24 protein-coding genes are annotated in these 23,720 nt (G+C 50.1%); 4 read left to right on the top strand and 20 right to left on the bottom strand.

The window, feature by feature from the left end:
* Positions 1-46: 46 nt before the first annotated feature.
* The 4 genes from KDM87_RS09635 to KDM87_RS09650 all read right to left on the bottom strand — a co-directional run bounded on the left by KDM87_RS09635 (position 47) and on the right by KDM87_RS09650 (position 3,609).
* Entirely contained in the window at positions 47-361 is a 315-nt protein-coding gene (locus KDM87_RS09635; RefSeq protein WP_212678877.1) for a hypothetical protein, read from the bottom strand.
* Between the two features lie 279 nt (positions 362-640).
* A complete protein-coding gene (locus tag KDM87_RS09640) occupies positions 641-2,326 on the bottom strand; it encodes a peptide chain release factor 3 (RefSeq protein ID WP_212678878.1) in 1,686 nt (561 codons plus the stop codon).
* Positions 2,327-2,470: 144 nt separating this feature from the next.
* Entirely contained in the window at positions 2,471-3,373 is a 903-nt protein-coding gene (locus KDM87_RS09645) for a substrate-binding periplasmic protein (protein ID WP_212678879.1), read from the bottom strand.
* Complete coding sequence (locus tag KDM87_RS09650) at positions 3,370-3,609, bottom strand: hypothetical protein (RefSeq protein ID WP_212678880.1); 240 nt, start codon at positions 3,607-3,609, stop codon at positions 3,370-3,372. Before KDM87_RS09650 ends, KDM87_RS09645 begins: the two co-directional genes overlap by 4 nt.
* A 101-nt stretch (positions 3,610-3,710) precedes the next feature.
* Here KDM87_RS09650 and KDM87_RS09655 point away from each other — a divergent pair, with 101 nt between their 5' ends.
* The gene (locus tag KDM87_RS09655) at positions 3,711-4,724 is read left to right on the top strand and encodes a S1/P1 nuclease (RefSeq protein WP_212678881.1); all 1,014 of its coding nucleotides are present in this window, start codon (positions 3,711-3,713) and stop codon (positions 4,722-4,724) included.
* 24 nt (positions 4,725-4,748) lie between these two features.
* A complete protein-coding gene (sppA, locus tag KDM87_RS09660; RefSeq protein ID WP_212678882.1) occupies positions 4,749-6,605 on the top strand; it encodes a signal peptide peptidase SppA in 1,857 nt (618 codons plus the stop codon).
* Between the two features lie 81 nt (positions 6,606-6,686).
* Here the strand turns inward: sppA and KDM87_RS09665 are convergent, their stop codons facing one another.
* The 4 genes from KDM87_RS09665 to KDM87_RS09680 all read right to left on the bottom strand — a co-directional run bounded on the left by KDM87_RS09665 (position 6,687) and on the right by KDM87_RS09680 (position 11,524).
* On the bottom strand, positions 6,687-8,387 hold the full coding sequence (locus KDM87_RS09665) for a long-chain-fatty-acid--CoA ligase (protein ID WP_212678883.1): 1,701 nt from the start codon (positions 8,385-8,387) through the stop codon (positions 6,687-6,689).
* 325 nt (positions 8,388-8,712) lie between these two features.
* Positions 8,713-9,939, bottom strand: a complete 1,227-nt coding sequence (locus tag KDM87_RS09670; RefSeq protein ID WP_212678884.1) for an acyl-CoA dehydrogenase — start codon at positions 9,937-9,939, stop codon at positions 8,713-8,715.
* Positions 9,940-10,015: 76 nt separating this feature from the next.
* Positions 10,016-10,780 (bottom strand): SDR family oxidoreductase, encoded by a 765-nt coding sequence (locus KDM87_RS09675; RefSeq protein ID WP_212678885.1) that lies wholly within the window; start codon positions 10,778-10,780, stop codon positions 10,016-10,018.
* Positions 10,781-10,789: 9 nt separating this feature from the next.
* Entirely contained in the window at positions 10,790-11,524 is a 735-nt protein-coding gene (locus KDM87_RS09680) for a histidine phosphatase family protein (protein ID WP_212678886.1), read from the bottom strand.
* A 93-nt stretch (positions 11,525-11,617) separates the two neighbouring features.
* Here KDM87_RS09680 and KDM87_RS09685 point away from each other — a divergent pair, with 93 nt between their 5' ends.
* The gene (locus KDM87_RS09685) at positions 11,618-12,523 is read left to right on the top strand and encodes a LysR family transcriptional regulator (protein WP_212678887.1); all 906 of its coding nucleotides are present in this window, start codon (positions 11,618-11,620) and stop codon (positions 12,521-12,523) included.
* 148 nt (positions 12,524-12,671) lie between these two features.
* On the opposite strand, the gene KDM87_RS09690 is transcribed toward KDM87_RS09685, so the two are convergent.
* The 9 genes from KDM87_RS09690 to rpsP form a co-directional block, all read right to left on the bottom strand.
* On the bottom strand, positions 12,672-13,355 hold the full coding sequence (locus tag KDM87_RS09690; protein ID WP_212678888.1) for a hypothetical protein: 684 nt from the start codon (positions 13,353-13,355) through the stop codon (positions 12,672-12,674).
* 451 nt (positions 13,356-13,806) lie between these two features.
* Positions 13,807-14,145, bottom strand: coding sequence for a DUF3579 domain-containing protein (locus KDM87_RS09695; protein WP_212678889.1), 339 nt, complete (start codon positions 14,143-14,145; stop codon positions 13,807-13,809).
* 561 nt (positions 14,146-14,706) lie between these two features.
* Positions 14,707-15,258, bottom strand: coding sequence for a GNAT family N-acetyltransferase (locus tag KDM87_RS09700; RefSeq protein WP_212678890.1), 552 nt, complete (start codon positions 15,256-15,258; stop codon positions 14,707-14,709).
* A gap of 48 nt (positions 15,259-15,306) precedes the next feature.
* The gene (locus KDM87_RS09705) at positions 15,307-16,257 is read right to left on the bottom strand and encodes a CobD/CbiB family protein (protein WP_212678891.1); all 951 of its coding nucleotides are present in this window, start codon (positions 16,255-16,257) and stop codon (positions 15,307-15,309) included.
* Positions 16,258-16,375: 118 nt separating this feature from the next.
* Positions 16,376-17,044 carry a CoA pyrophosphatase gene (locus KDM87_RS09710; protein WP_212678892.1) on the bottom strand — a complete coding sequence of 223 codons (669 nt, stop codon included), beginning with the start codon at positions 17,042-17,044 and terminating at the stop codon, positions 16,376-16,378.
* A gap of 98 nt (positions 17,045-17,142) precedes the next feature.
* On the bottom strand, positions 17,143-17,526 hold the full coding sequence (rplS, locus tag KDM87_RS09715) for a 50S ribosomal protein L19 (RefSeq protein ID WP_186883107.1): 384 nt from the start codon (positions 17,524-17,526) through the stop codon (positions 17,143-17,145).
* Between the two features lie 128 nt (positions 17,527-17,654).
* Positions 17,655-18,401, bottom strand: a complete 747-nt coding sequence (gene trmD / locus KDM87_RS09720; RefSeq protein WP_212678893.1) for a tRNA (guanosine(37)-N1)-methyltransferase TrmD — start codon at positions 18,399-18,401, stop codon at positions 17,655-17,657.
* Between the two features lie 25 nt (positions 18,402-18,426).
* Positions 18,427-18,969 (bottom strand): ribosome maturation factor RimM, encoded by a 543-nt coding sequence (gene rimM / locus KDM87_RS09725; protein WP_212678894.1) that lies wholly within the window; start codon positions 18,967-18,969, stop codon positions 18,427-18,429.
* Between the two features lie 13 nt (positions 18,970-18,982).
* A complete protein-coding gene (rpsP, locus tag KDM87_RS09730) occupies positions 18,983-19,234 on the bottom strand; it encodes a 30S ribosomal protein S16 (protein WP_110255824.1) in 252 nt (83 codons plus the stop codon).
* Between the two features lie 169 nt (positions 19,235-19,403).
* Here rpsP and KDM87_RS09735 point away from each other — a divergent pair, with 169 nt between their 5' ends.
* Entirely contained in the window at positions 19,404-19,820 is a 417-nt protein-coding gene (locus KDM87_RS09735) for a TM2 domain-containing protein (protein ID WP_212678895.1), read from the top strand.
* A gap of 63 nt (positions 19,821-19,883) precedes the next feature.
* Here KDM87_RS09735 and KDM87_RS09740 read toward each other — a convergent pair whose 3' ends face one another.
* The 3 genes from KDM87_RS09740 to KDM87_RS09750 all read right to left on the bottom strand — a co-directional run bounded on the left by KDM87_RS09740 (position 19,884) and on the right by KDM87_RS09750 (position 23,606).
* Positions 19,884-21,674, bottom strand: coding sequence for an acyl-CoA dehydrogenase (locus KDM87_RS09740; RefSeq protein WP_212678896.1), 1,791 nt, complete (start codon positions 21,672-21,674; stop codon positions 19,884-19,886).
* A 146-nt stretch (positions 21,675-21,820) separates the two neighbouring features.
* Positions 21,821-22,750: an electron transfer flavoprotein subunit alpha/FixB family protein gene (locus KDM87_RS09745; RefSeq protein WP_212678897.1), complete on the bottom strand. Its 930-nt coding sequence runs from the start codon at positions 22,748-22,750 to the stop codon at positions 21,821-21,823.
* Positions 22,751-22,853: 103 nt separating this feature from the next.
* Positions 22,854-23,606 carry an electron transfer flavoprotein subunit beta/FixA family protein gene (locus KDM87_RS09750; protein WP_186896787.1) on the bottom strand — a complete coding sequence of 251 codons (753 nt, stop codon included), beginning with the start codon at positions 23,604-23,606 and terminating at the stop codon, positions 22,854-22,856.
* Between the last annotated feature and the right edge of the window lie 114 nt (positions 23,607-23,720).

Below are 23,720 nucleotides of genomic sequence, written 5' to 3' on the forward strand. Positions count from 1 at the left end.
TCGAAACGTAAAATTGTCATGCTTATTGTCATGCTTATTGTTATGCTTAAAAAGATGGCAAATCCTGCAAACGGATGCCATCATTGCCATTTGCGTCACCACACAGCCCGCGCATACCATCTTCGTACAGCACGCCGGTCACTTTTTCGCCCAGCACGATGCCATGATCACCATGGAATTTCGTCACCACCTCATCGCCGTTGGCGATGGTATCCCAGACCACACCGACATCAACCTCCTGTGGATCATCCACGATCGCTGGTGGCATCACCTGCCCGCCTTTACTTCGTCCCCAGCGTACTTTTTCAATACGCTTGCCACTGTCATCAAACCTGACTGCTTCAATAAAGAATAATGCCATGATGAATCTCCCTGACGGTGAATCAAAAAACGGAAGTCAATTCGATATTTCTAAAGAGTCGTCCGCAGCATGCGCTGCTGCAGGCATACCATTTGCGATATGCAGGTGGAATAGTAGCAAATAAAAACGCGGTTTCAACTCTCGTTCTCAGTCTCAATAACAAAGCGGCTTGCAAAGGAAAAAACCTTTGTAAGCCGCATCAGGACTGGGTCTTTACTATCTACCCCGGTTGTATCTGTATCGAATTTTTATCTACTCACAAGCTAGTAAGCCGTCGCTTTATCCCAGCTTCGCCGCATGTTCGCGGGTCGCGTGGAACGTGACGCCGGGCCAGCGTTCTTGTGTGAGTTTCAGATTCACGCCGGATGTCGCCAGATACGCCATGTTTCCCGCCGCATCAAATGCGATATTCGCACCGGCAGATGAACGTTCAAAATCGGCCAGCATTTTCTTATCGTCACACGTAATCCAGCGCGCGCTGCTGATGCTGGTGCCTTCAAACACTGCATCCACGCCGTATTCATTTTTAAGGCGGCTGGCAACGACCTCAAACTGCAGTACACCGACCGCACCGAGCACCAGATCACTGCTGACCACGGGCTTGAATACCTGTACCGCGCCTTCTTCGCCAAGTTGCTGCAAACCTTTTTGCAATTGCTTGATTTTCAGCGGATTCAGAATGCGCGCCGTGCGGAAGAAATCCGGTGCGAAATAAGGAATGCCGGTGAATTGCAGTAATTCGCCTTCCGAAAAACTGTCACCGATCTGCATATTGCCGTGATTCGGCAAACCAATAATATCGCCCGCATACGCCTCTTCGACCTGTTCACGCGAGGACGCCATGAAAGTAACGACCGACGACACTTTTATCTCGCGGTTCAGGCGTAAATGCTTGAGCTTCATGCCGCGCTCAAAGCGGCCTGAGCAGACGCGTAAAAATGCAATACGGTCACGGTGGGCCGGATCCATATTCGCCTGAATCTTGAACACAAAACCGGAAAATGCCTGTTCTGTCGGCTCAACAGAACGCACGGTCGCATCGCGTTCACGCGGTGGCGGAGCCCAGTCCAGCAAGGCATTCAGAATTTCACGCACACCGAAGTTGTTGATCGCGGAACCAAAGAACACCGGCGTTTGCACACCGGCCAGGAAATCCTCCAGACTGAACGGATGCGATGCGCCATGCACCAGTTCCACTTCCATTTTCAGTTGTTCGATTTCCAGCGGGAACATTTCCGCGAGGCGCGGATTATCGATGCCTTTGATGACTTCAAATTCCTGATCGGCACGTTCGCTGCCTGGTGTGAACAACAAAATTTCATCACGCAGAATATGGTACACACCGCGGAAGGTTTTCCCCATGCCGATAGGCCAGGTGACCGGCGAACACTGAATCTTTAAAACGGATTCCAGCTCATCGAGCAACTCCAGCGGATCACGGGTTTCGCGGTCCATTTTGTTGACGAAACTGATAATCGGCGTATTGCGCATACGGCAAACGTTCAGCAGTTTGATCGTTTGCTCTTCCACACCTTTCGCCGCATCAATCACCATCAGCGCAGAATCCACTGCCGTCAACACGCGATAGGTATCTTCAGAAAAATCCTGGTGACCCGGCGTATCGAGCAGATTCACAACGTGATCGCGGTATTCAAACTGCATGACGGAAGAAGCAACCGAAATACCACGTTGCTTTTCGATTTCCATCCAGTCCGAAGTCGCATGGCGACCGCTCTTACGCGCCTTGACGGTACCGGCCAGCTGAATCGCGCCGGAAAACATCAGCAGCTTTTCTGTCAGCGTCGTTTTACCCGCATCCGGATGGGAAATAATGCCGAAAGTGCGACGACGCTTCACTTCGCGGCTGATCAGATCTTTTGACGCAGCATGGCCTTGCGTTGTGTCCGTCGCTGATGTCGATGCGGATTCTGGGATGTCGTCTGTGGATTCGTGGTTGGTAGTCATTGCAGATGCCGCAAAAATGGAAAAAAAACACGCAAGTTTAGCTGGTATTGGGATTGAAGTCGAATACGCGCCTGCTTCGCTGGTCAGATTCGCCTTATATTTGCAAGACTTACACCAGCACAGCCGCGGCAGCCAGTAAGGAACTCATGGCCGGAACCATAAGCCAGTTCGATGTAAGGGCATTTTTTCCGGGCTCAGAAACGGATTACGCAAGGTGATGATCGTACGGGATTTCAAATTTGCATTTTTAATCGCATCCTGATTGGCTCGTTGAAAAATTTTTTCAAAAGTCCCATTTTTAATCAGTTCCTCCAGCCCGCGTTGTATGTCCTGAGCCATTTTTGGCTCGCGCGGACTGACAAAAAAATACAATGCGGAGGGGTAATACAAAACGATGTGCTTATCGATCACCAGGTCAAGAGAAGGTCGCAGATCAAGCTCATTCTGAATTTCAAAAACTGCACGTGGAAAATAATCAAAACGTCCAGCCTTCAGCATCGTAAATAAAGGGTCATAGGAAGCAGATGTTTTGACTGGCAAACCATTATTTCTCAGAATCGCGACATCGGGCCAATCCATTTCCTGCCCGGCGCTGAAAGCACTCAGATCTTTCAACGTTCTTACTTCGCGAAACATCTCTGCATCAGCAGATCTGAGCAGCGCCAGACGCCATCCCAGTAGACCTTTGTCGATAGGAATGCGGATAGGGATCAGTTGCGCCTCCCTCTCATCCGTGCTCATCGTCCACAGAATATCAACGATCCCATTTGGCGACGTCAGTTCATAAATTGCCCGGGCCTGCTGCATCGCGACCTCACTTGCCTGCAACTGATACGGCTGGCCACTCGCCTTCACAGCATGCCTGAGAATTTCTAACACATAGTCCACATGCGGGTCGGCATTGGGTGAGACCAGAGGATAGCGGATCGTTGCTGTTTTTTGCACCGCATCTGCTGCACTGGCAAATGGTGTCGCCAAAAGCAGGGTCAGGATCAGCAGCACTGACCGCGATATTCGTGACGCCAGAAATAAACAAGCTTGTTTCATGCGTGTCTGCTTTCTTTACAAAAACCAGGAACAGCAATTTTTTCAACTGCGTACACCGTAAGGTGCCCACTGTCTGTACACCTGTGATGATGCGCCAGTGGAATCGGGCGCGGCTGATTTGCGTCAATCATCAATGCAAACATTGGTAGATATTTTAATATTTTTTTAACCGCTTCATTGGTGAAACGGCTTTTACGACGCAACGGAAAAACGAAAAAAGAAAGTTCACGCAGCAAACAGCAGCCGTGATCTGAATAAAATTTTTGCAGTTTGCTATACCGTCGTCATCTTTGTGTACTACCATTGATGCTATTTTCCCAACCCTATCTGAACTTCTATGAAAAAGATATTCATTTCAGCCATGATGTTATGCGCGACCAGCCTGCCGCAACTCAGTTTTGCCTGGGGTGCCGATGGTCACCAGACAGTCGGCGCAATCGCTGATCAATTACTGAGTGGTACCAAGGCCGGTGCCCAGGTCAAAGCTCTGCTCGGTGACAACACGCTGGAAAAAATGGCGGTCTGGGGCGACTGCGTTAAAGGTATTTCACCTGAAAAGGATTATGCGTACACATCTGCCGGGCGCTATCCAGAATGCGCACCGTTTGAAAATCCGGCTGGTATCGCCGCGATGGCAGATTATGTCCGTCGTAACAATACGAATTGCAACCCGGCATTTGACGAAGAAAACTGCCATAAGCAATATCACTATGCCGATGTCGCTCTGCAGCACGATCATTACAAAACCGGCTATGTCGGCACCAGCGATCATGATGTCGTGAATGCGATCCGTGCCGCTGCGCTGGTGTTACAGGGAAAACCACAACCTAAGCCATTTGCATTCAAAGATAAGCAGGAAGCACTGGCGTTACTGACGCACTATGTCGGCGATATTCATCAACCGCTGCATGTCGGTTCGGTATTTCTGAATGCGGAAGGCAAGATCATCAATCCCGATGAAGGCGAGTACGACCGCGGCAGCAATACCGTCGGCGGCAATGCTTTACAGTGCCCGTGCGGCAATCTGCATTCTTTATGGGATGATTTGCCGCAACAATTTAAACGCGGCCGCATGAATGAAGCATTAACCAAAAAAGCACGCACGCTGAACGTGGCAAAAGCACCGCTGGAACAATTACCTGCCTTGTGGGCAGATGATGCCGTCAGTGACGCCAAAAAATTATTTGCGGGCACGCAGTTCAGTAAAAGCACCCCGAATCAGCGCGGCAACAGCTGGTCTATCGCCCTGCCGCTGGAATACGAAAAAACCATGGTCAGTATGAAAGAAGATGCCTTAGTGCGTGCAGGTGCACATCTGGCGCAGATCTTACAAACTGTCTGGCCAGAATAATCACTCCGCTACCAAAGGACTACTATGAGTTTCTCTCCATTTCGCTGGATAGGCCAGGGCTTCCGATATCTGTGGCGCGCGCTGGATTTCAGCCGCCGGGTTTTGTTGAATTTACTGCTGCTGGTATTTTTTATCGCGCTGCTGATTGGCATATTTTCAGGTGGGGTCAAAAAGCTGGAAGATAAGACCGCGCTGATTCTCGATTTCAAAGGCGCGCTGGTTGAACAACACTCCGGCAATGCCCGTGAAGCTTTGCTCGCTGAAGCGCAGGGTAACGCTAAAAAGAGTACGCAATTGCGTGACATTCTGAGTGTGCTTGATAGCGCCGCCAAGGATGACAAGATCCACAGCGCCGTCCTGCTGCTTGACGATATGGGTGGCGCTGGCTTGCCGATGTTGCGCGAAGTCGCAGCGGCGATCGATCGCTTCAAGGCGTCCGGCAAGACCGTCATTGCATGGGGCTCTAGTTTCGATCAGCGCCAGTATTTTCTGGCAGCACATGCGAATCAGGTTTATCTCCACCCTATGGGTTCCGTGATGATGACCGGCTTTGGCCGCTATCGTAACTACTACCGCGATGCGCTCGATAAAGTCGGTGTGACAGTGAATCTGCTCAAGGTCGGCACCTACAAAAGCTTTGCTGAGCCTTACATTGCGAACGAGCCATCGCCAGCCGCGATGGAAGCCGATACTTTCCTCTACAACGCGATGTGGAAAACCTATACCGACAATGTAGAGAAAGCACGCAAACTGCCTGCCGGCAGCATCATGCAGGGCATCAATGAATTGCCGGAACAAATGAAAACCGCTGGCGACGACAGCGCAAAACTGGCATTGAATCTGAAGCTTGTCGATGGTTTGAAAACCCGCGATGAATTGCGTGATCTGATGCTGAAAAACGGCGCCAGAGACGAACAAGGTAAAACCTTCCGTCAGATTGCCTTTGATGATTATCTCGCTCGCCAAAAACCACAGTTATTCGGCAACGCGGTTGGCGTTGTGGTGGCCTCCGGTGAAATCAGCGAAGGAAATGCGACGGCAGGATCTATCGGCGGCTTGTCAACATCAAAACTGATCCGCAAAGCGCGGGAAGACGACAGCATCAAAGCAATTGTTTTGCGTGTTGATTCGCCTGGCGGCAGTGCTTTCGGTTCCGAATTAATCCGTCGTGAACTGGAGCTGACACGCAAGGCTGGTAAGCCTGTCGTAGTTTCTATGGGGAACGTTGCTGCATCCGGCGGTTACTGGATTTCCATGGCAGCCGACGAAGTGATTGCTGATGAAGCGACGGTCACTGGTTCTATCGGCGTGTTCGCGATTTTGCCGACGGCAGAAAAAGCGATCGATAAACTCGGCGTGCATACCGGCGGTACTACTACCACCTGGCTCGGTGACGGCTTTAATCCTTTGCGTCCGCTGAATCCGAAGTTCGGTGAACTGGTACAGAGCAGTATCAATCATATTTACTCGGAATTTACCGGTAAAGCCGCAGCCGCCCGTAAAACGACACCAGAGAAAATCGATGCTGTCGCGCAGGGACGTGTCTGGACTGGTGCGCAGGCAAAAGAACGCAATCTGGTCGATACCGTTGGCAGCTATTCCGACGCCTTAAAATCGGCAGCGAATCGTGCCAAACTCGGCAATAATTTCCGTGTCAGTTATGTAGAACCGGAAATGTCGAAAGTTGACCGCATTTTCGATCTGCTTGGTTCGCAAACAGCCAAAGTATTGCAACAGCAATTCAAGGTTGCGCTGGTACCGACCGGCGTACCACCGGCAGCAGCGATGCAAATGGCATCCGAACTGAGCTGGCTCGCCGACATCAATAAAGACGGCAAAGGCTATACAGCACTGACGCATTGCCTGTGTACGAATCCTTAATCTAAGGCTAACGCTAAGCGACAGAGCACGTAAAAAAGGGAGCGATGGCTCCCTTTTTTTATATCGTTTTACATCGCAATTTTATGCGGCAACCCGCTTCTTCGCCTCTTCATCGTAGAGCTCTTTTTTCGATAATTTACCGACCGGTGTTTTCGGTAATTCCGGGCGAATTTCCATGGCCTGCGGCATCTCATGTTTGCCGAGTTTGTCTTTCAAAAACTCTTTTAACACCTCAAAACTAAACGGCGTCTGCCCCGCTTTGAGTTTGATAAACGCTTTCGCCGCCTGACCACGATATTCATCAGGAATACCGATCACACTGACTTCGGCCACTGCCGGATGCTGGTAAATCGCTTCCTCGATATTGCGCGGATAGACATTGTAGCCACCCGATAAAATCATATCCTTGGTGCGGTCCACGATGTAGATAAAGCCATCTTCATCCATATAGCCAACATCGCCGGTACGGAAATAGCCATCGGCGGTAAACGCATCGCGGGTTGCGTCAGGCTTATTCCAGTAACCTTTCATGACGTTCGCTCCGGCAACGCAGATTTCACCGCGTTCACCTCTCGCCACAAACGTGCGCGGGTCATCGATGCTGGCAAATTTAAAGCGTATGCCCGGTGTCGGCAAACCGCAGGAACCCAGCTTACGTAAACCGGACACCGGCGTGAAAGTGCCAGTCGGTGAGGTCTCAGTCATGCCCCAGCCTTCCAGCAAAGTGCAGCCGGTAATGCTCTGGAACTGCTGCAATACTTCCACCGGTAAAGGTGCGCCGCCGGAATTGCAGAACTTGAGCGAACGCAGATCGAACTCTTTGATCTGCGGGTAATGAATGATGGCGGTGTACATCGTTGGTACACCAGGAAACACCGTAATCTTTTTCGCAGCGAGATCCTTGACCACGGCTTCCACATCGAAGCGGGTATGCAGCACAATTTCTGCGCCAAGACGGATACCGAACAGCATATCGACTGTTAGCGCATAAATATGAAACAGCGGCAACACCGCCAGCAAACGCTCTTTGCCCTCTTCTAACAAGCGCGGCTCAGTATGCGTGGTTTCAACAATCTGGCTGCAGGCCGCAGTCAGATTCGCATGCGTCAGCATCGCGCCTTTGGCCAGCCCAGTGGTGCCGCCGGTGTACTGTAAAACCGCAATCGTCTCGGTAGGATCAGTCGCCGCCACCGGTGTGTAATGACCATCATTCGCCAACACATCAGCGAACAGCACATGTTGCGCATCCTGCGGAATCGCGCATAACTGTCCGGCCTTCTCAAGGTTAGCGCGCACCGCATCGGGATACGGAGTCATTTCAGCGATATTGCCGATGATGAGTTTTTGTAGGCGCGTATGTGTCAGCATTTTCGCCATCTGCGGATACAGCATGCTCATATCCAGCGTGACCAGCATATCGGTATGGCTGTCCTCAATTTTATGTTCCAGCACTTTTTCAGCGTCGAGCGGCGAGTAATTCACAACCGTGCCACCAGCCTGCAAAATCGCAAAAAAACTGATCACATAATGCGGCGTGTTCGGCAAAAATAAGCCTACATGTACGCCGGGTCTGACGCCCAGTTGCTGAAATCCTTTGGTGGCCTGATCGACCAGTGCCTGCAATTCACGGTAGCTGGTTTTCTTGCCCATGAATTCCAGTGCCGGTAAATCCGGCCAGCGTGCAACCGCATCATGCAGCAGTTGCGGGACGCTGCTCAGTGTTAATGCGGCATCCCAGTGTACGCCCGCAGGGTAAGAATTGATCCAAGGTGTGTCGCTCATTTTTGTCTCCTGAATAATGGTTTTTTTGGAAAATTAAGCACAACAGATCGTCGGAAGCATGAAAAATACTCCCGGGGAGTATTTTTTAAACCCCTTTATTTATGCTGAGAATAAGCTGTTTTTTTAATATACTCCCCTCAATTTCATACCTATGCAGATTGAATAGCACTTAATGCCAGATTTTTGCAAGCGAACTTTTGAACGACAAAAGACCGGATAACCGGTCAGTCCCGCTGTCGCAAAAGTCGGGCAAATACGAAAACCAAAGCGTGAAAATTTTCCGCCGCTGCTGCGATGAAAGCCTTGCAGCGCGGGCGGAATATCATCACTTCGCTGGCATATATTTTTTCAATTCCATTTTGCCGATCTGGTTACGATGCACTTCATCCGGACCATCAGCAAGGCGCAAGGTACGGGCCTGCGCATACGCATACGCGACACCGAAATCATCCGAGACACCACCACCGCCATGCGCCTGTATCGCCCAGTCGATCACCTGACAAGCCATGTTTGGTGCTGCCACTTTAATCATCGCGATTTCTTTCGCGGCCGCTTTATTGCCAACGGTATCCATCATCTGTGCGGCATTCAGAACGAGGAAACGTGCCTGATCAATCAGGATGCGGGCATTCGCAATCCGTTCCAGCGTGACGCCCTGCTCTGCCACCCGCTTACCGAAAGCAACCCGGCTCAGCGAACGTTTGCACATATCTTCCAGCGCGCGTTCTGCGAGACCGATCAGACGCATACAGTGATGTATGCGGCCTGGGCCAAGACGCCCTTGCGCAATTTCAAAACCACGGCCTTCTCCAAGCAACATATTCGATGCGGGTACGCGCACATTTTCAAACAACACTTCACCATGTCCATGCGGTGCATCGTCATAACCAAACACCGGCAAAGCGCGCAAAATCGTCACGCCTGGCGTATCACGCGGCACGATGATCATCGATTGCTGCTTATGGCGATTTTCATTTTGCGGATCGCTTTTGCCCATGAAAATAAACACTTTGCAACGCGGATCATTCGCGCCGGACGACCACCATTTGCGGCCGTTGATCACATACTCGTCACCATCACGCACGATGGAAGATTCAATGTTCGTTGCATCAGACGACGCAACAGCTGGCTCAGTCATCGCAAAGCAAGAACGGATTTCACCGTTTAATAACGGCGTCAGCCATTGCTGCTGTTGCGCGGGCGTGCCGTAACGCGCCAGCACTTCCATATTGCCAGTGTCCGGCGCTGAGCAATTGAATACTTCGGCCGACCATAAGGAGCGCCCCATGATTTCACACAATGGTGCGTATTCCAGATTCGTCAAACCCGCGCCCTGATCAGATTCCGGCAGAAACAGATTCCACAAGCCAGCAGCGCGGGCTTTGGCTTTGAGCTGTTCGACAATTTTCGTCGGTATCCACACATCGCCCGCCTGACGATTCGCGGCAATTTCACCAAAAAATACTTTTTCATTCGGATAGATGTGCTCGTCCATAAATGCGATCAGACGGGCTTGCAACTCTTTGACTTTAGGGCTGTACTGAAAATCCATGATAATCCTCTGATAAAAAGAAAAACGTGGTGCGCGCTAAGCACCCCAGATCAACTGATGACTGCAGCTGATGACTTCAGCTGACTAAGTAACCGCCATCGACATTGATGCAGGCACCTGTCGTGTAACTTGAAGCATTCGATGCGAGATACAACACGGTTCCCGCCATCTCATCCGGCTCGGCAATGCGTTTCATCGGAATCCGGGTCAGCGCTTTTTCCAAGATCGCCGGATTGTGGAATAAAGCTGATGCGAATTTGGTGTCGGTCGCACCGGGCAACAAGGCATTCACGCGCACGCCCATTGGCGCACATTCCTGCGCAAAGGATTTGGTCATCGCAATCACCGCTGCTTTGGTGATCGAATAAATGCCCTGCATCGCACCCGGGATAACGCCGTTGACGGACGCCACGTTGATAATGCTACCGCCGCCATTTTTTGCCATCAGCTTCGCGCCGGCACTGCACATAAAGAAGTAACCGCGGATATTCACATCCACTGTTTTTTGAAACGCGCCAACATCGGTTTCTGTGATGTGGCCGAAATGCGGGTTGGTCGCCGCGTTATTCACCAGAATATCGAGCCGGCCATGCACCGCCGTGATATCGGCAAACAAGGCATCAATCTGCGCCATTTCACCAATATGACAAGCGCGCGCTTCGGCTTTGCCACCCGCTGCGATAATCGCCGCCACCACCGCTTCGCAGGCTTCCGCTTTGCGACTGGACACAATCACATGTGCGCCGCGCGCAGCCAGCGTTTTTGCAATCGACTCACCAATCCCCCGGCTGGCACCGGTGACCAACGCGACTTTTCCGCTCAGATCAAACATATCTGTCATTCTTTACTCCTAAACGTAGGTAATGCTTTTCGGGTTATTCAATACTTCGAGATGAGAAAAATTATTCAGATACGCGAGTGCCAGACGCACCGGGCGCTCTGGCGTGGCGGTCTGTACATGCAGCCGGGTTACGGCGCTGTTGACCAGCGACCAGTTGAGTTCGGCAAAACGGGGATCGGGGAAGCCCAGCACATGCTGACAAATCGCAGAAATCGTGCCGCCGGAAGTGAAAATCGCGATGTTTTTAGCGCCGTCATCGAGTGCCAGTTGCCGCTGCAATGCCGCCACACAGCGTGTTTGAAACGCGCGCCAGGTTTCGCTGTAATCGGCATCGTGCTGCCCCGAGACCCAGCGCGCGACGGCTTGCGAAAAAATATCCTGAAATGCCTGTTTGCCATTCGGCGTGTGCATCAGAAAATGCTTAACTGCGGCCGGATCATCAAACTCAGGCACATGACGCGCCAGCACTTCGTGGTGGTTATACTCATTGAAATCGGCATCAGTATGCCATGCGGAGGTGTCGGTCTGGCTCGCCTCTTGCGATTGCAACGTCGCCATACAGGCGAGTGCCGTTTGCTGGTGACGGTGCATATCGCCGGTAACAACGCGACCAATATTCAGCTCACGTTGCGCCCACCAACGCCCCAGATGCTGCGCCTGTTGCTGCCCCAGATCAGAAAGCTGATCGTAATTCTGACTGCCGAATGATGCCTGCCCGTGACGTACCAGGTAAATCTGTGCCATTGTTTCCTCGTTCTGCAACTCACTGAAGACTGAGTGTAAGACGACGGATATAATTGATCAAATGAATAGTTATTATCAAACACTATTAATATCATGCATATATCCAGAGTTGACTTGAATCTGTTCACCGTCTTTGAAGCCATTTACAGCGAAGGCAGCGTGACCCGCGCCGCCCAGCAACTACATCTGACACAGCCCGCGATCAGCCACGCGCTGAATCGCCTGCGGCAGATGTTTGATGACCCGCTATTTGTGCGGCAAGGGCAGACCATGGTATCGACGCCGCTGGCGCGCAGCATCATTGAACCAGTGCGGCAAGCATTGCGCGGTTTAGAACTGACGCTGACCGACAATGGAAATTTCGACCCGGCACAAGCAGTAAAGCTGTTTAATCTGGCATTGCGCGATGTGCTTGAATCGACGGTGTTGCCGCCATTACTGGAACGGATTACGCAGCAGGCACCGGAAATCAATCTGGCAGCCATTCAGGTTGAACGGCGTGAGCTGGTGAGTGAGCTGGCAGCGGGCACATTAGATCTGGCAATCGATATGCTGCTGCCGTTACCGAATGAAATCCGGCGCCAGCAAATTTCACGCGATACCACCGTCGTGCTGGCGCGCCGTGATCATCCGCTGGTAAAGGGAAAACTTGATCTGGACATGTATTTGCAGGCTGAACATATCTTGGCCAGCTCGCGTCGCAAAGGCATGGGACTGGAAGATTTCGAGCTCAGCCGCCTCGGTTTGCAGAGAAGAATACGGCTGCGCTGTCAGCATTATTTTGCGGCTTGCCGCGTCGTCAGTCAGACCGATTTATTGCTGACGATGCCGGAAGGCTACGCACGCATTGCGAATCAGCAATTTGGCAATCAGATTCTGCCATTGCCTGTCAGCATGCCATCGTGGGATGTCTATCTGTACTGGCATCAGAATGTGGAACATGATCCCGCCAACCGCTGGTTACGCGAGCAGGTGATTCAGTCAGTATCGGGGAAATGAGATATGTTTTTGCACTTTGTGTACAGATCTCGATAATCAGGCAAAACATAAAGACAATTGCCGACACACCGGAAACGAAAAACGGTGAGTCGGCAACAGCGACGGCTAGATTATTTAGCAGAAAAATGACAATTTCAAGATACTGAGATTAAAATCCAGAGGCACTTTTAAACACAGTTCCCCCTTGTGCAGTGACAACGGAATTTGTCGTGTCAAAGTAAATCAGTATGCCTCTGATGCCATTGTCATACGACATCCAGCTGTTGAGCGTGTAAGTCGCGCCCCGCTTGGTTGAGCCCGGCAAGTAAGTGCAACCTAAAGTCTGGTTAACTTGCGCCATCGTCATGCCGACGGTAATACGATTGTATTTGTCGAGATTGATGTTCGCTGATGTACAGGTCGCTGAAACCGTACCCGGTTGCTGTGGCGTAAAACCAAAGCGCACTAATGGCATAACCGTCCCATTCGGCAATTGCAATGTAGCAGTTGTCGTACTGGTAAAGTTAATCACCACTGAGCCTACCGCATCGTTGGTCACTATCGCGCTTTTGTACTGCCCATTTAAAGTCTGACCGCCGCCGTAAGAAATCCACTTCCCCTGATATAAAGTATCCGATGTCATCGGCGCTGGACCGGAAACGTACCAGACTGGCGTGCCGGCATTGTCATACATAAATCCAGCCATAAACATGGAGCCGTTTTGCACTTCAATCGCAAAACCACGGCCACTTTCAGCAGGATTCCACCACCAGCCATTTTCCGGCGGAGTAGCGCCAGCTAAACCCGCGCTCAGGAGCAGTGGCGCGATCATTGCGACTTTCAGCATTTTCATTACACGACTCAGCATATAGTTACTTTCATTAAATGACTTGATCAAATCCTTGCAGGGCTGATGCAATACGGAAATACCAATTGCCAAGACTCACCTGAAAGAAGCCACTACATTTTATCTAGTTATATTTTTATACATAATTAATACTTTGTAACTAATAATTACAAGGAAACAATGTTATGACGCAGACAGAGAGTGAAAGCTTGGCGAAAGCAGTATCGTCCGGTAACAAAATTCTGAATGCCATCAAAATACAAAGCGACACAGTTCAATGACTGAGCTGAGAGAAACGAGAAAATGAGAATCAGGAAGGAATGAAGAGTAAGGACGCAAGGAAAACTTTGCGCCTTAAAAGAGTCACAACAAGCGCCGGGCTCACCTTACCAATGATAGTGAAAAAAAACAAAAGACGACGCGGTGGCGTCAGAGATCAATGTGCGGCGCCGATAATTTACTTGTTGGCTGGTGGCTCATCAGGTAACAAACAGGCATCGATGATTTGCAAATCATTGTCTTTCGCAAAATTCACCACGAAATGATAGGCCAACGGCTCAATATCACGAATCGCTTCGTTCACCACAACAGAACGCACACCATTTAAAAGAATCGGGCGGACATAAGGTGAGTATTGCAGATGCGAGTGCCGTCCACCGTCCGGGCTGAAACAGGACATGGCGCCGCAAAGACGCTCCGCCCAATCGCTGGGGCGAAACTGTTTTCCATCGCTGGTGATGCCCTGGATGAAAAACTCGCGTACTGGCTTAAGATGAGTTTTTTTTGAATCGGCCATGTGCTCGGCTCGCTATGAAGCAAAATAAAAAAGCATCAATGCCATTATGTGACACTAAGCTTTCAAAATACATGAGTATTATATCTTATAGAAGACTTGGATCGAAACCTGAGCGTCAGATAAATATCCAGGCCATCCCCTCATCACGTTGTTACCGCTCAATTACCTCTTAATATAGTGCATTTTCAGCGATGTAAACTTTACAAATAGATAAAGTCACATCGTCAGGGCATACCGTTTTATTTACATCAAGGCCATTTATTGTAAAAAAATATCCAGATTCCGGGCATCTTTTTTTTGCGTATCAGCGCTAACAAGGCTGCACTGCCGTCCGGAATAAAAGGACAGCAGATATCAAGCAAATCCAGGCTTCAAGCAAAATACGGACATGTGAAACAAAAAAATCACGCGGCACAACTCAGCGTGTTCGTGCGCAGTAATTTAGTTATGCATCAAAACAACGAGAATAATTTCTTCACTCATAACATTATCGACCGTGTTATTGAGCGGGACGTGTATGAAAGAAATCAGAATAACGACAATAAGCGTGCTGGTGCTTGGCTATGCTTGAATCAGGCAAGAAGCCGCACGCACTTCACCTGGAATCAATGAATATACTGCCGCGTCAACACTATTTCCATTCAGACACAGACGATTGCGCGCCAGACACTCCAGTTGCGCACCGATCTTATCGGCAACACGACGACTCGCCAGATTAGCAGCGGCAATCACCAACTCAACTCTGAGTAGTCGTAATTCTGTAAAAGAATATTGGGTAAGAAAAGATGCGACCGTTGTGGCAATGCCCTGCCCTTGCCAGCGAGGCGCGACCCAGTAACTAAGATTGCCGCGCTGGTGGATGCGGTCTATCATATTGACGCCTGCCGCGCCTAACAGCTGACCAGACTCTTTATCAAACACCCCAAATTCGTAGCCAGTCTGAAACGCCCGCTCTTGCGCGCAGACCGCAAACCATTCCAACGCCTGCTGTTCAGAGTATTGATGGTCACACCATCCCATCCATGGATCTGCATCAATCGCGGATTCGCGTGCAATGACGGCAAATGCAGCCGCATCATTTTTTTGAAAAGCTCGCAGGAAAATATCAGACATTGATCATTGTGCCAACCATCACGAACAGATGTGAACAGAGAATGGTAATCAGACCCAGACTGAAAACGACAGTAATGCCAGCAACAGCATCCACAATAACAGTGCGCGCCAGACCAAGCCGACAACACTTTGCAGCGCACGTGGCGTTGCTTCGCTTCCAGGCTGACTTTCAAGCTCAAGGCTATCAACGTCTACTGCCGTTGCATCTGCTTGCAACACCATGGCTTTTTCTTCAGGCTCGCCTAAACGCAAACCCAGCGCACCACCGCCGGCAGACAAAATAATACCAACCGCTTCATCCGACCAGCGATCAGCGTAATTGCGCCACGAATATACAGCGTCTTCGAAATTGCCGACAATGGCAAATGCGACGGCAGTCAGGCGCGCAGGAACCCAATCGATCCAATAAAATACTTTTGCAGCATAAATACCAAACTCTTCATTTTTCATGTGCTCAGGCTCTGTCCAGGCATGTGCAAGATATTCGGCAACGCGGTACATCACAGCACAGGCTGGCCCGACAGGCATCAGAAACCAGAAAAAGACACCGAACACATTGCGGTGCGTGGCAATCAGTGAACGCTCAACCGCGAGACGGGAAATCTCCGATACATCAAGGTCACTGGTATCGCGGTGTATCCAATCTGACAAATGACGTCTGGCAGCATCCTCATCACCCGCGCTGAGGGCCAGTTGTATCGATGTGAAATAATGGCTGTAACGACGGAAGCCCAGCGTCAGATAAACAATCACCACATTCCAAGCAAATGCGGCAAACGGGCTCAGGCGCAGACAGAGCCAGTAAATCAAGGCAGTAGGAATAGTCAATGATCCGACCACTATCCACCAGCCCAGTCGCCCGTGTGCAACCTTGCCGGCATTGAACGAGGCTTCAATTTTATTTGCCAGCGCCTGTATCTGCGCATAGATAGGATTATCTGCACGCAAGGGTTTGAGTTGCTCAAAAAGGAGGGCAAACAAAATAGAAATAAATGTCATGATAGGCTGAGCTAGATTCGCAGTCAGACGACTGTCTTAGAAGAATTTACCGGTGCGGCAAGTGTAAACCGATTTCCCCAGATTATGAAGCTTTGTTCCTCTGAGAAATGCGTTCTCGTCATGCTCGCAGAAAATGAAACAGATTACGCAACATGCCTGCGGTCGCGCCCCAGATAAATCTATCCTGATAAGGCATCGCATAAAACATTCTGCTCCCACTTCCATCCGGCATCTGAAATACACGTCGTTGATGGTGACGCGCGTTCATCAGAAATGCCAGCGGCACCTCAAATACAGAAGCCACCTCACCGGGATCAGTGATCGTGACAAAAGGCGGTTTGACTAAAGAAACGATAGGGCTCACCTGATAACCCGTGCCAGTTTTATAGTCAGGTAAAGCCCCCAGAATATCAATATGAGAACGCGGCAAACCGACTTCCTCTTCCGTTTCACGCAAAGCGGTTTCAGCAGCACTGCCATCGGCGAATTCAAAACGCCCGCCAGGAAAGCTGATCTGCCCCGCATGTTGCTGTAAATGCGCGGCACGTTCGGTTAATAACAAGGTCAGTTCTTTTTCTCGCATCACGATGGGTATCAGAACTGATGCCGGACGAAATACCCGTCCTGCCGCCATCAACTCTTCGTTATTGGATTCCGGAGTCCATATTGGAGGACTGGAGAAACGCTGTCTTAGCCACTCTGGTGTCAGCCTATCCGCATCGATCGCAGCCTCGTCTGCAATTGAATGAATCGGTAAATGCTCGGGAGTCAAAATCAATTTAGTCACGGAAATAAACTCTTATTCGCTTAGATCTTATTTTTCAATACAACATAAAAAAAGGGACGCCGAAGGCATCCCTTTTTTTGTTACGGCATAAACAGATATTACTCTGCTTTCGCTGCTGCAACTTTACGTGCTGGCAATTTCTCTTTAATACGAGCAGATTTGCCTGAACGTTCACGCAGGTAGTACAACTTAGCGCGACGTACGTCACCGCGACGTTTGACTTCGATAGAAGCGATCAGTGGAGAATACAACTGGAATGTACGCTCAACGCCTTCACCGGAAGAAATTTTACGAACGATGAAGTTGGAATTCAAACCACGGTTACGGCGGGAAATAACAACACCCTCGTAAGCCTGTGTACGTTTACGTGTACCTTCAACAACGTTAACGCTAACAACAACAGTATCGCCTGGCGCAAAGTCAGGAATACTTTTACCGAGACGAGCAATTTCTTCTTGCTCTAATTTTTGGATCAGATCCATTTTTATACTCCGATAACCATCTTGCCGACGCTGCAGACATCGTCTGACTTCTGCCCGGTAGAGGATGGGGTTTAACATGCGAACCAGATAGGAACGCTCTTTTTACATCCCTGCATACACAAGGAATCTTACAAACTACTCAAAAACTTTTCATCTGCGCGACTTAGCAAACCTGCTTGTCGCGCGGCTAAAATCAAATCGGGACGTTTCAAGGCACTTGCTTCAAGCGCTCGCTGGCGTCGCCATTTTTCAACTTCAGCGTGATTGCCGCTCATCAACACAGGCGGCACAGCTTGCTGCTCAAATATCTCAGGTCTGGTGTAATGCGGACAATCCAGCAAACCATTTACAAAACTATCCTGCACGGCCGAATCATCATCGTGCAAAACGCCGGGAATCTGGCGAATAACGGCATCCATTAACGCCATCGCAGGCAATTCACCACCAGACAAAACAAAATCGCCGAGGCTGATCTCTTCATCAACATATGTATCGAGCAAACGCTGATCGACAGCCTCGTAACGACCGCACAGCAGGATCAGTCCGGATAACTCCGATATCTGCATCACACGTTTGTGCGTCAGACGTTGTCCCTGCGGCGACAGATAAATAACCTTCGGAGCCGGTTTCGCCAGTTCTGCCTGACGCGCTTTCGCTGCGTCAATTGCCGACTGCAACGGTTTGGCAAGCATCACCATCCCAGGACCACCGCCGTAGGGACGATCGTCCACAGTGCGGTGACGGTCCGTAGTGAAATCACGCGGATTCCACAGCTTCAACTCACACTTGCGCTGTTCAAACGCACGCCGCGTTACACCTGATTGCGTAATAGCGCCGAACATTTCCGGGAACAGAGTGATGACATCAAACTGCATACACATGCCTTCTGATTGCATCGGATTAATAATCTGTACCCCAGTCAACCTGAATTTTGCCAGCCGCCTGATCGACCTCTTTGACGAAATGATCGACAAAAGGAATCAATTTTTCATGCTTTTGCAATTCAGCTTCAGGCACATCGGCAGCAGCGACCCGCAGGATAGGATGAGCACCATTATCCATCAGATCACGAACCACACCGAGATTTTCACCTTGCAAATTCTCGACTGCCAGACCCATCAAATCGTGCCAGTAAAACTCGCCCTCAGCCAAAGCTGGGAAGTGCTTACGGGATATTTTGATGGTCGCACCTTTCAGTGCTTCCGCAGCATTCCTGTCTGGAACACCGACCAGTCTTGCCACCACATCCTCGCCATGAATTTTTGCTTCGAGGCGATTAACATCGTGCAGATCCGGCTTATTAATCCACCAGGTTTTGGCAGACAACATTGCATCAGCATCTGGCGAGTAAGGACGAATCTTTACCCATCCATGAATACCAAATGCTCCCGAGATATAGCCCACCAGGACCAGATCATCAGGAACATGAACTTCAACTGACATTGAGAGCAAACGATTAAGCTGCTGCTTTGCCAGACTGAGCTACCAGACGAGCAACTGCTGGCGACAATTGTGCGCCAACGCCTTGCCAGTAAGCCAGACGATCAGCAGCAACACGTACTGTTTCTGCATTGCCAGTTGCTACTGGATTGTAAAAACCGATGCGCTCGATAAAGCGGCCATCGCGACGATTACGGGAATCTGTTGCAACGATGTTGTAAAAAGGACGCTTTTTTGCGCCACCACGAGCTAAACGAATAACGACCATAATATTTCCAAAAAAATTGTTCTAAACGCGGAAAAAGCTGTAGATTATAGCCCGTCCAAAACAAAACAAGCAAGGACTATCAGAGATATGTGCCATAAACGTGTTAATTAAGATACCAGTCACAGTGTCGGCTACAATCTTTCATCTTATCAAACAGCAAGAAAACCTGATGACAGCGACACATAAGAACAAAACCTTCGCCACCTTGCTGGCGGCACTGGCTGGCAGCGTCGGCGCGCACAGATTTTATTTGTTTGGCAAAAGCGATTACTGGGGATGGGCTCATCTTATCAGCTTGCCGATTTCACTCCTGATCAGTCATTTGTACTTCGGCTCGCAACCCCTGCTAACCTACAGTCCGATTCTCTTATCATTTTTAATTGCGTTACTCGAAGCCTTGGTGATCGGGCTGACACCAGACGAAAAATGGGATGCCAGACATAACCCGCAATCACCGAAAAAAAGCTCGTCATCATGGCCTCTCGCCTTAATACTCGTAATGACCGCAGGAATCGGCGCCATCACACTGATAGGTGTCATCGCCCGTGCATTTGATCTGCTATATACCGGTGGCGCTTACGGCTGATTCAGATCAGCAATAAAAAAAGGACTCAAAATGAGTCCTTTTTAGTTTCTGCGTCAGATGAAATCAGAACTGATCTTCATGTAAAGCCAGTACTCCGGCACTGCCGTCAACGATAGCAGAACGTAATCCTTGCGCAGCAGACATAATATGGTCAGCGAAGAATCTGGCAGTAGCGATTTTTGCCTGATAAAAAGCGGCATCGCCGGACGCGGATTGCAGCTTCTGCTGCGCGATCAATGCAGCACGCGCCATCTGCCATCCACCCAACACGATACCAGCCAGCTTCAGGTACGGCACACTACCCGCAAAAACTCCCTTGATATCCTGCTTGAAATTAGCCACAACATAAGCAACGACATCCTCCAACGCAGCAGAACCAGCAGCCAATTGCTTTTGAATCGCCAGCAACTCGGGCTGATTAGTAGCCGCTAATGCAACTTCCGTTTCACGAATACGAGCAATTAAAGCTTTCGCTGTTGCACCGCCATCACGTGCCGTTTTACGACCCACCAGATCATTCGCCTGAATTGCGGTCGTGCCTTCGTAAATCGTCAGGATTTTCGCATCACGGTAATGCTGTGCCGCGCCAGTTTCTTCGATGAAGCCCATGCCGCCATGCACCTGCACGCCTGTCGATGTCACATCCAGCGACATTTCTGTCGACCAGCCCTTAACGATAGGAACCAGATATTCATACACAGCCTGATTGGCTTTGCGGGTCGCTTCGTCTGCATGGTGATGCGCAATATCACTCAAACCAGCTGCCACGTACGCCAGCGCACGCGCACCTTCAGTCTGCGCACGCATGGACATCAGCATGCGACGCACATCCGGATGATTGATGATCGCTACTGGCCCAGCTGAACCTGCCAGATCGCGCGACTGGACGCGGTCTTTCGCGTACTGCACCGCTTTTTGATATGCGCGCTCTGCCACGCCGATACCTTGCATACCGACGCCGAACCGCGCCGCATTCATCATGATGAACATGTATTCCAGGCCACGATTTTCTTCCCCGACCAGCGTGCCAATCGCACCGCCATGGTCGCCGAATTGCAACACCGCCGTCGGGCTGGCTTTAATACCCAGCTTATGCTCAATCGAGACACAGTGCGCGTCGTTGCGAGCACCCAGACTGCCGTCGGCATTAACCAGGAATTTCGGTACGATAAACAGGGAAATACCTTTCACACCTTCCGGTGCATCCGATGTGCGAGCCAGCACCAGATGAACGATATTTTCGGCCATATCGTGCTCACCATAAGTGATGAAAATCTTGGTGCCGAAAATTTTGTACGTACCATCACCCTGAGGAACAGCGCGGCTGCGCACCATCGCCAGATCGGAACCCGCCTGCGGCTCAGTCAGATTCATCGTACCAGTCCACTTACCGGAAATCAGATTTTCCAGGTACATTGCTTTTTGCTCATCGCTGCCAGCAGTCAGCAGCGCTTCGATTGCGCCATCAGTCAACAGTGGGCACAGTGCAAACGAAATGCTGGCCGAGTTCAGCATTTCTATGCATGGAGTTGCAACCAGCTTAGGCAAACCCTGACCACCAAATTCCTGCGGATGTTGCACGCCCTGCCAACCGGCTTCGCCGAACATCTTAAATGCTTCTTTAAAACCCTTGGTGGTGAAGACCTGTCCATCCTGCCAGTAACTCGGCGCCTTATCCCCCTCAAAATTCAAGGGAGCAACCACTTCACCAGCAAATTTTGCATTCTCTTCCAGTACTGCCTCTACCGTTTCAGATGTGGCATCTTCACAACCGGGTAAAGCATTCACTTCCGACAAGCCCGCAAGTTCGTTCATCGCGAACAGCATGTCTTTCACAGGTGCGACATAAGTCATAACATTTCCTAAAGATAGAAAAGAAAAAGGACAGAATCAGCAATGTGTCACAACAACAAAAACACTGCTGTCAATGGCGCGACAAACCACTCATTCTGTCCAGTCTGGGCAAGTTAAAGAATTAACAGCCCGGGAATTCATTAAAATCAGCCCAACTCAGCAACCAGTTGTGGCACGATTTCAAACAGATCGCCAACGATACCGTAATCAGCGACAGAGAAAATCGGTGCTTCCGGATCTTTGTTGATCGCGACAATCGTCTTGGAATCTTTCATACCTGCCAGATGCTGGATCGCGCCGGAAATACCAACAGCGATATACAGTTGTGGCGCAACGATCTTACCAGTCTGACCAACCTGCCAATCGTTAGGAACAAAGCCCGCATCAACCGCAGCACGGGATGCACCCATCGCTGCGCCCAATTTGTCTGCCAATGGTTCCAGTACTTTGAATGCATCCGCAGAACCCATACCGCGACCACCGGAAACGATGATTTTTGCAGCAGTCAGCTCAGGACGATCAGACTTGGCAACTTCACGCGAAACAAAAGCCGATTTACCGGAATCAGCAACTGCTGAGATAGTCTCAACAGCAGCAGAGCCACCAGTGGCTGCAGCATCAAAGCCGGTTGTGCGGACAGTAATCACTTTCACCGCATCAGTGGATTGCACTGTTGCAATTGCATTACCGGCATAAATCGGGCGCTCAAATGTGTCAGGAGCATCGACTTTAGTAATTTCAGAAATCTGAGAAACGTCCAGTTTAGCGGCAACGCGTGGCAGAATATTTTTACCATAAGCCGTTGCCGGAGCCAGAATATGGCTGTAACCAGCAGCAACAGCCAATACCTGCTCAGCGACGTTCTCTGCCAAACCATCGGCAAAATGTGCTGCGTCTGCGTGCAAAACTTTGCTGACGCCTGTGATTTTCGCTGCTTCTGCAGCGGCAGCACCAGCATTCGAGCCAGCAACCAGTACATGAACATCACCGCCGCATTGAGTCGCGGCAGTAACGGTATTCAAAGTGCTGCCCTTGAGGCCAGCGTTGTCGTGTTCAGCGATGACGAGTGTAGTCATGATGTTTTCCACTTAATAAATCACCAGAGTTCATTCTGGTGAAAAAATTTGTAAATAAGATGCGATAAAGAAAACTGTCGGTGAATCAGCTGTAATCAGCGAATCAACCAATCACTTTTGCTTCGTTTTTCAGTTTGGAAACCAGTGTCGCTACATCAGGAACGATAATGCCTGCGCTGCGTTTAGCTGGTTCAACCACTTTCAGCGTCTTGACGCGGGATGCGACATCGACACCCAGATCGGCTGGCTTGACGTTATCCAACTGCTTTTTCTTCGCTTTCATGATGTTAGGCAGAGTCACATAACGTGGCTCATTCAGGCGCAAGTCCGTTGTCACGATCGCTGGCAACGTCAGTGCAACAGTTTCCAGACCACCATCCACTTCGCGAGTGACTGTTGCCTTACCGTCTGCAACAGTTACTTTTGATGCGAAAGTTGCCTGTGGCCAGCCCAGCAAAGCTGCCAGCATCTGACCTGTCTGATTACAGTCGTCATCAATGGCTTGTTTACCCAGAATGATCAATTGTGGCTGCTCTTTGTCGGCCAGCGCCTTGAGCAGTTTTGCCACTGCCAGTGGCTGCAACTCGGCATCGGTTTCGACCAGAATACCGCGATCAGCACCGATTGCCATCGCTGTACGCAATGTTTCCTGGCATTGCGCAACGCCGCAGGACACGGCCACAATCTCAGTAACAGCACCAGCTTCTTTCAGGCGCGTTGCTTCTTCGACGGCAATTTCATCGAATGGGTTCATCGACATTTTGACGTTGGCAATATCAACACCTGTGCCATCAGATTTGACACGTACTTTGACGTTGTAATCGACTACTCGTTTGACTGGTACCAGGACTTTCATAGTTCTGCCTTTTTGTGAGCTAATTGGAAATACAGATGTACTTACTTCTATCGGATTTATTGCTAGTTAATGCTAAGTCATGCCGAACAATCAGCTTAACTAAATCACTGCGCC

It is taken from the genome of Cognatundibacterium rivi, from assembly GCF_018139565.1.
Lineage (GTDB): Bacteria > Pseudomonadota > Gammaproteobacteria > Burkholderiales > Burkholderiaceae_D > Undibacterium > Undibacterium rivi.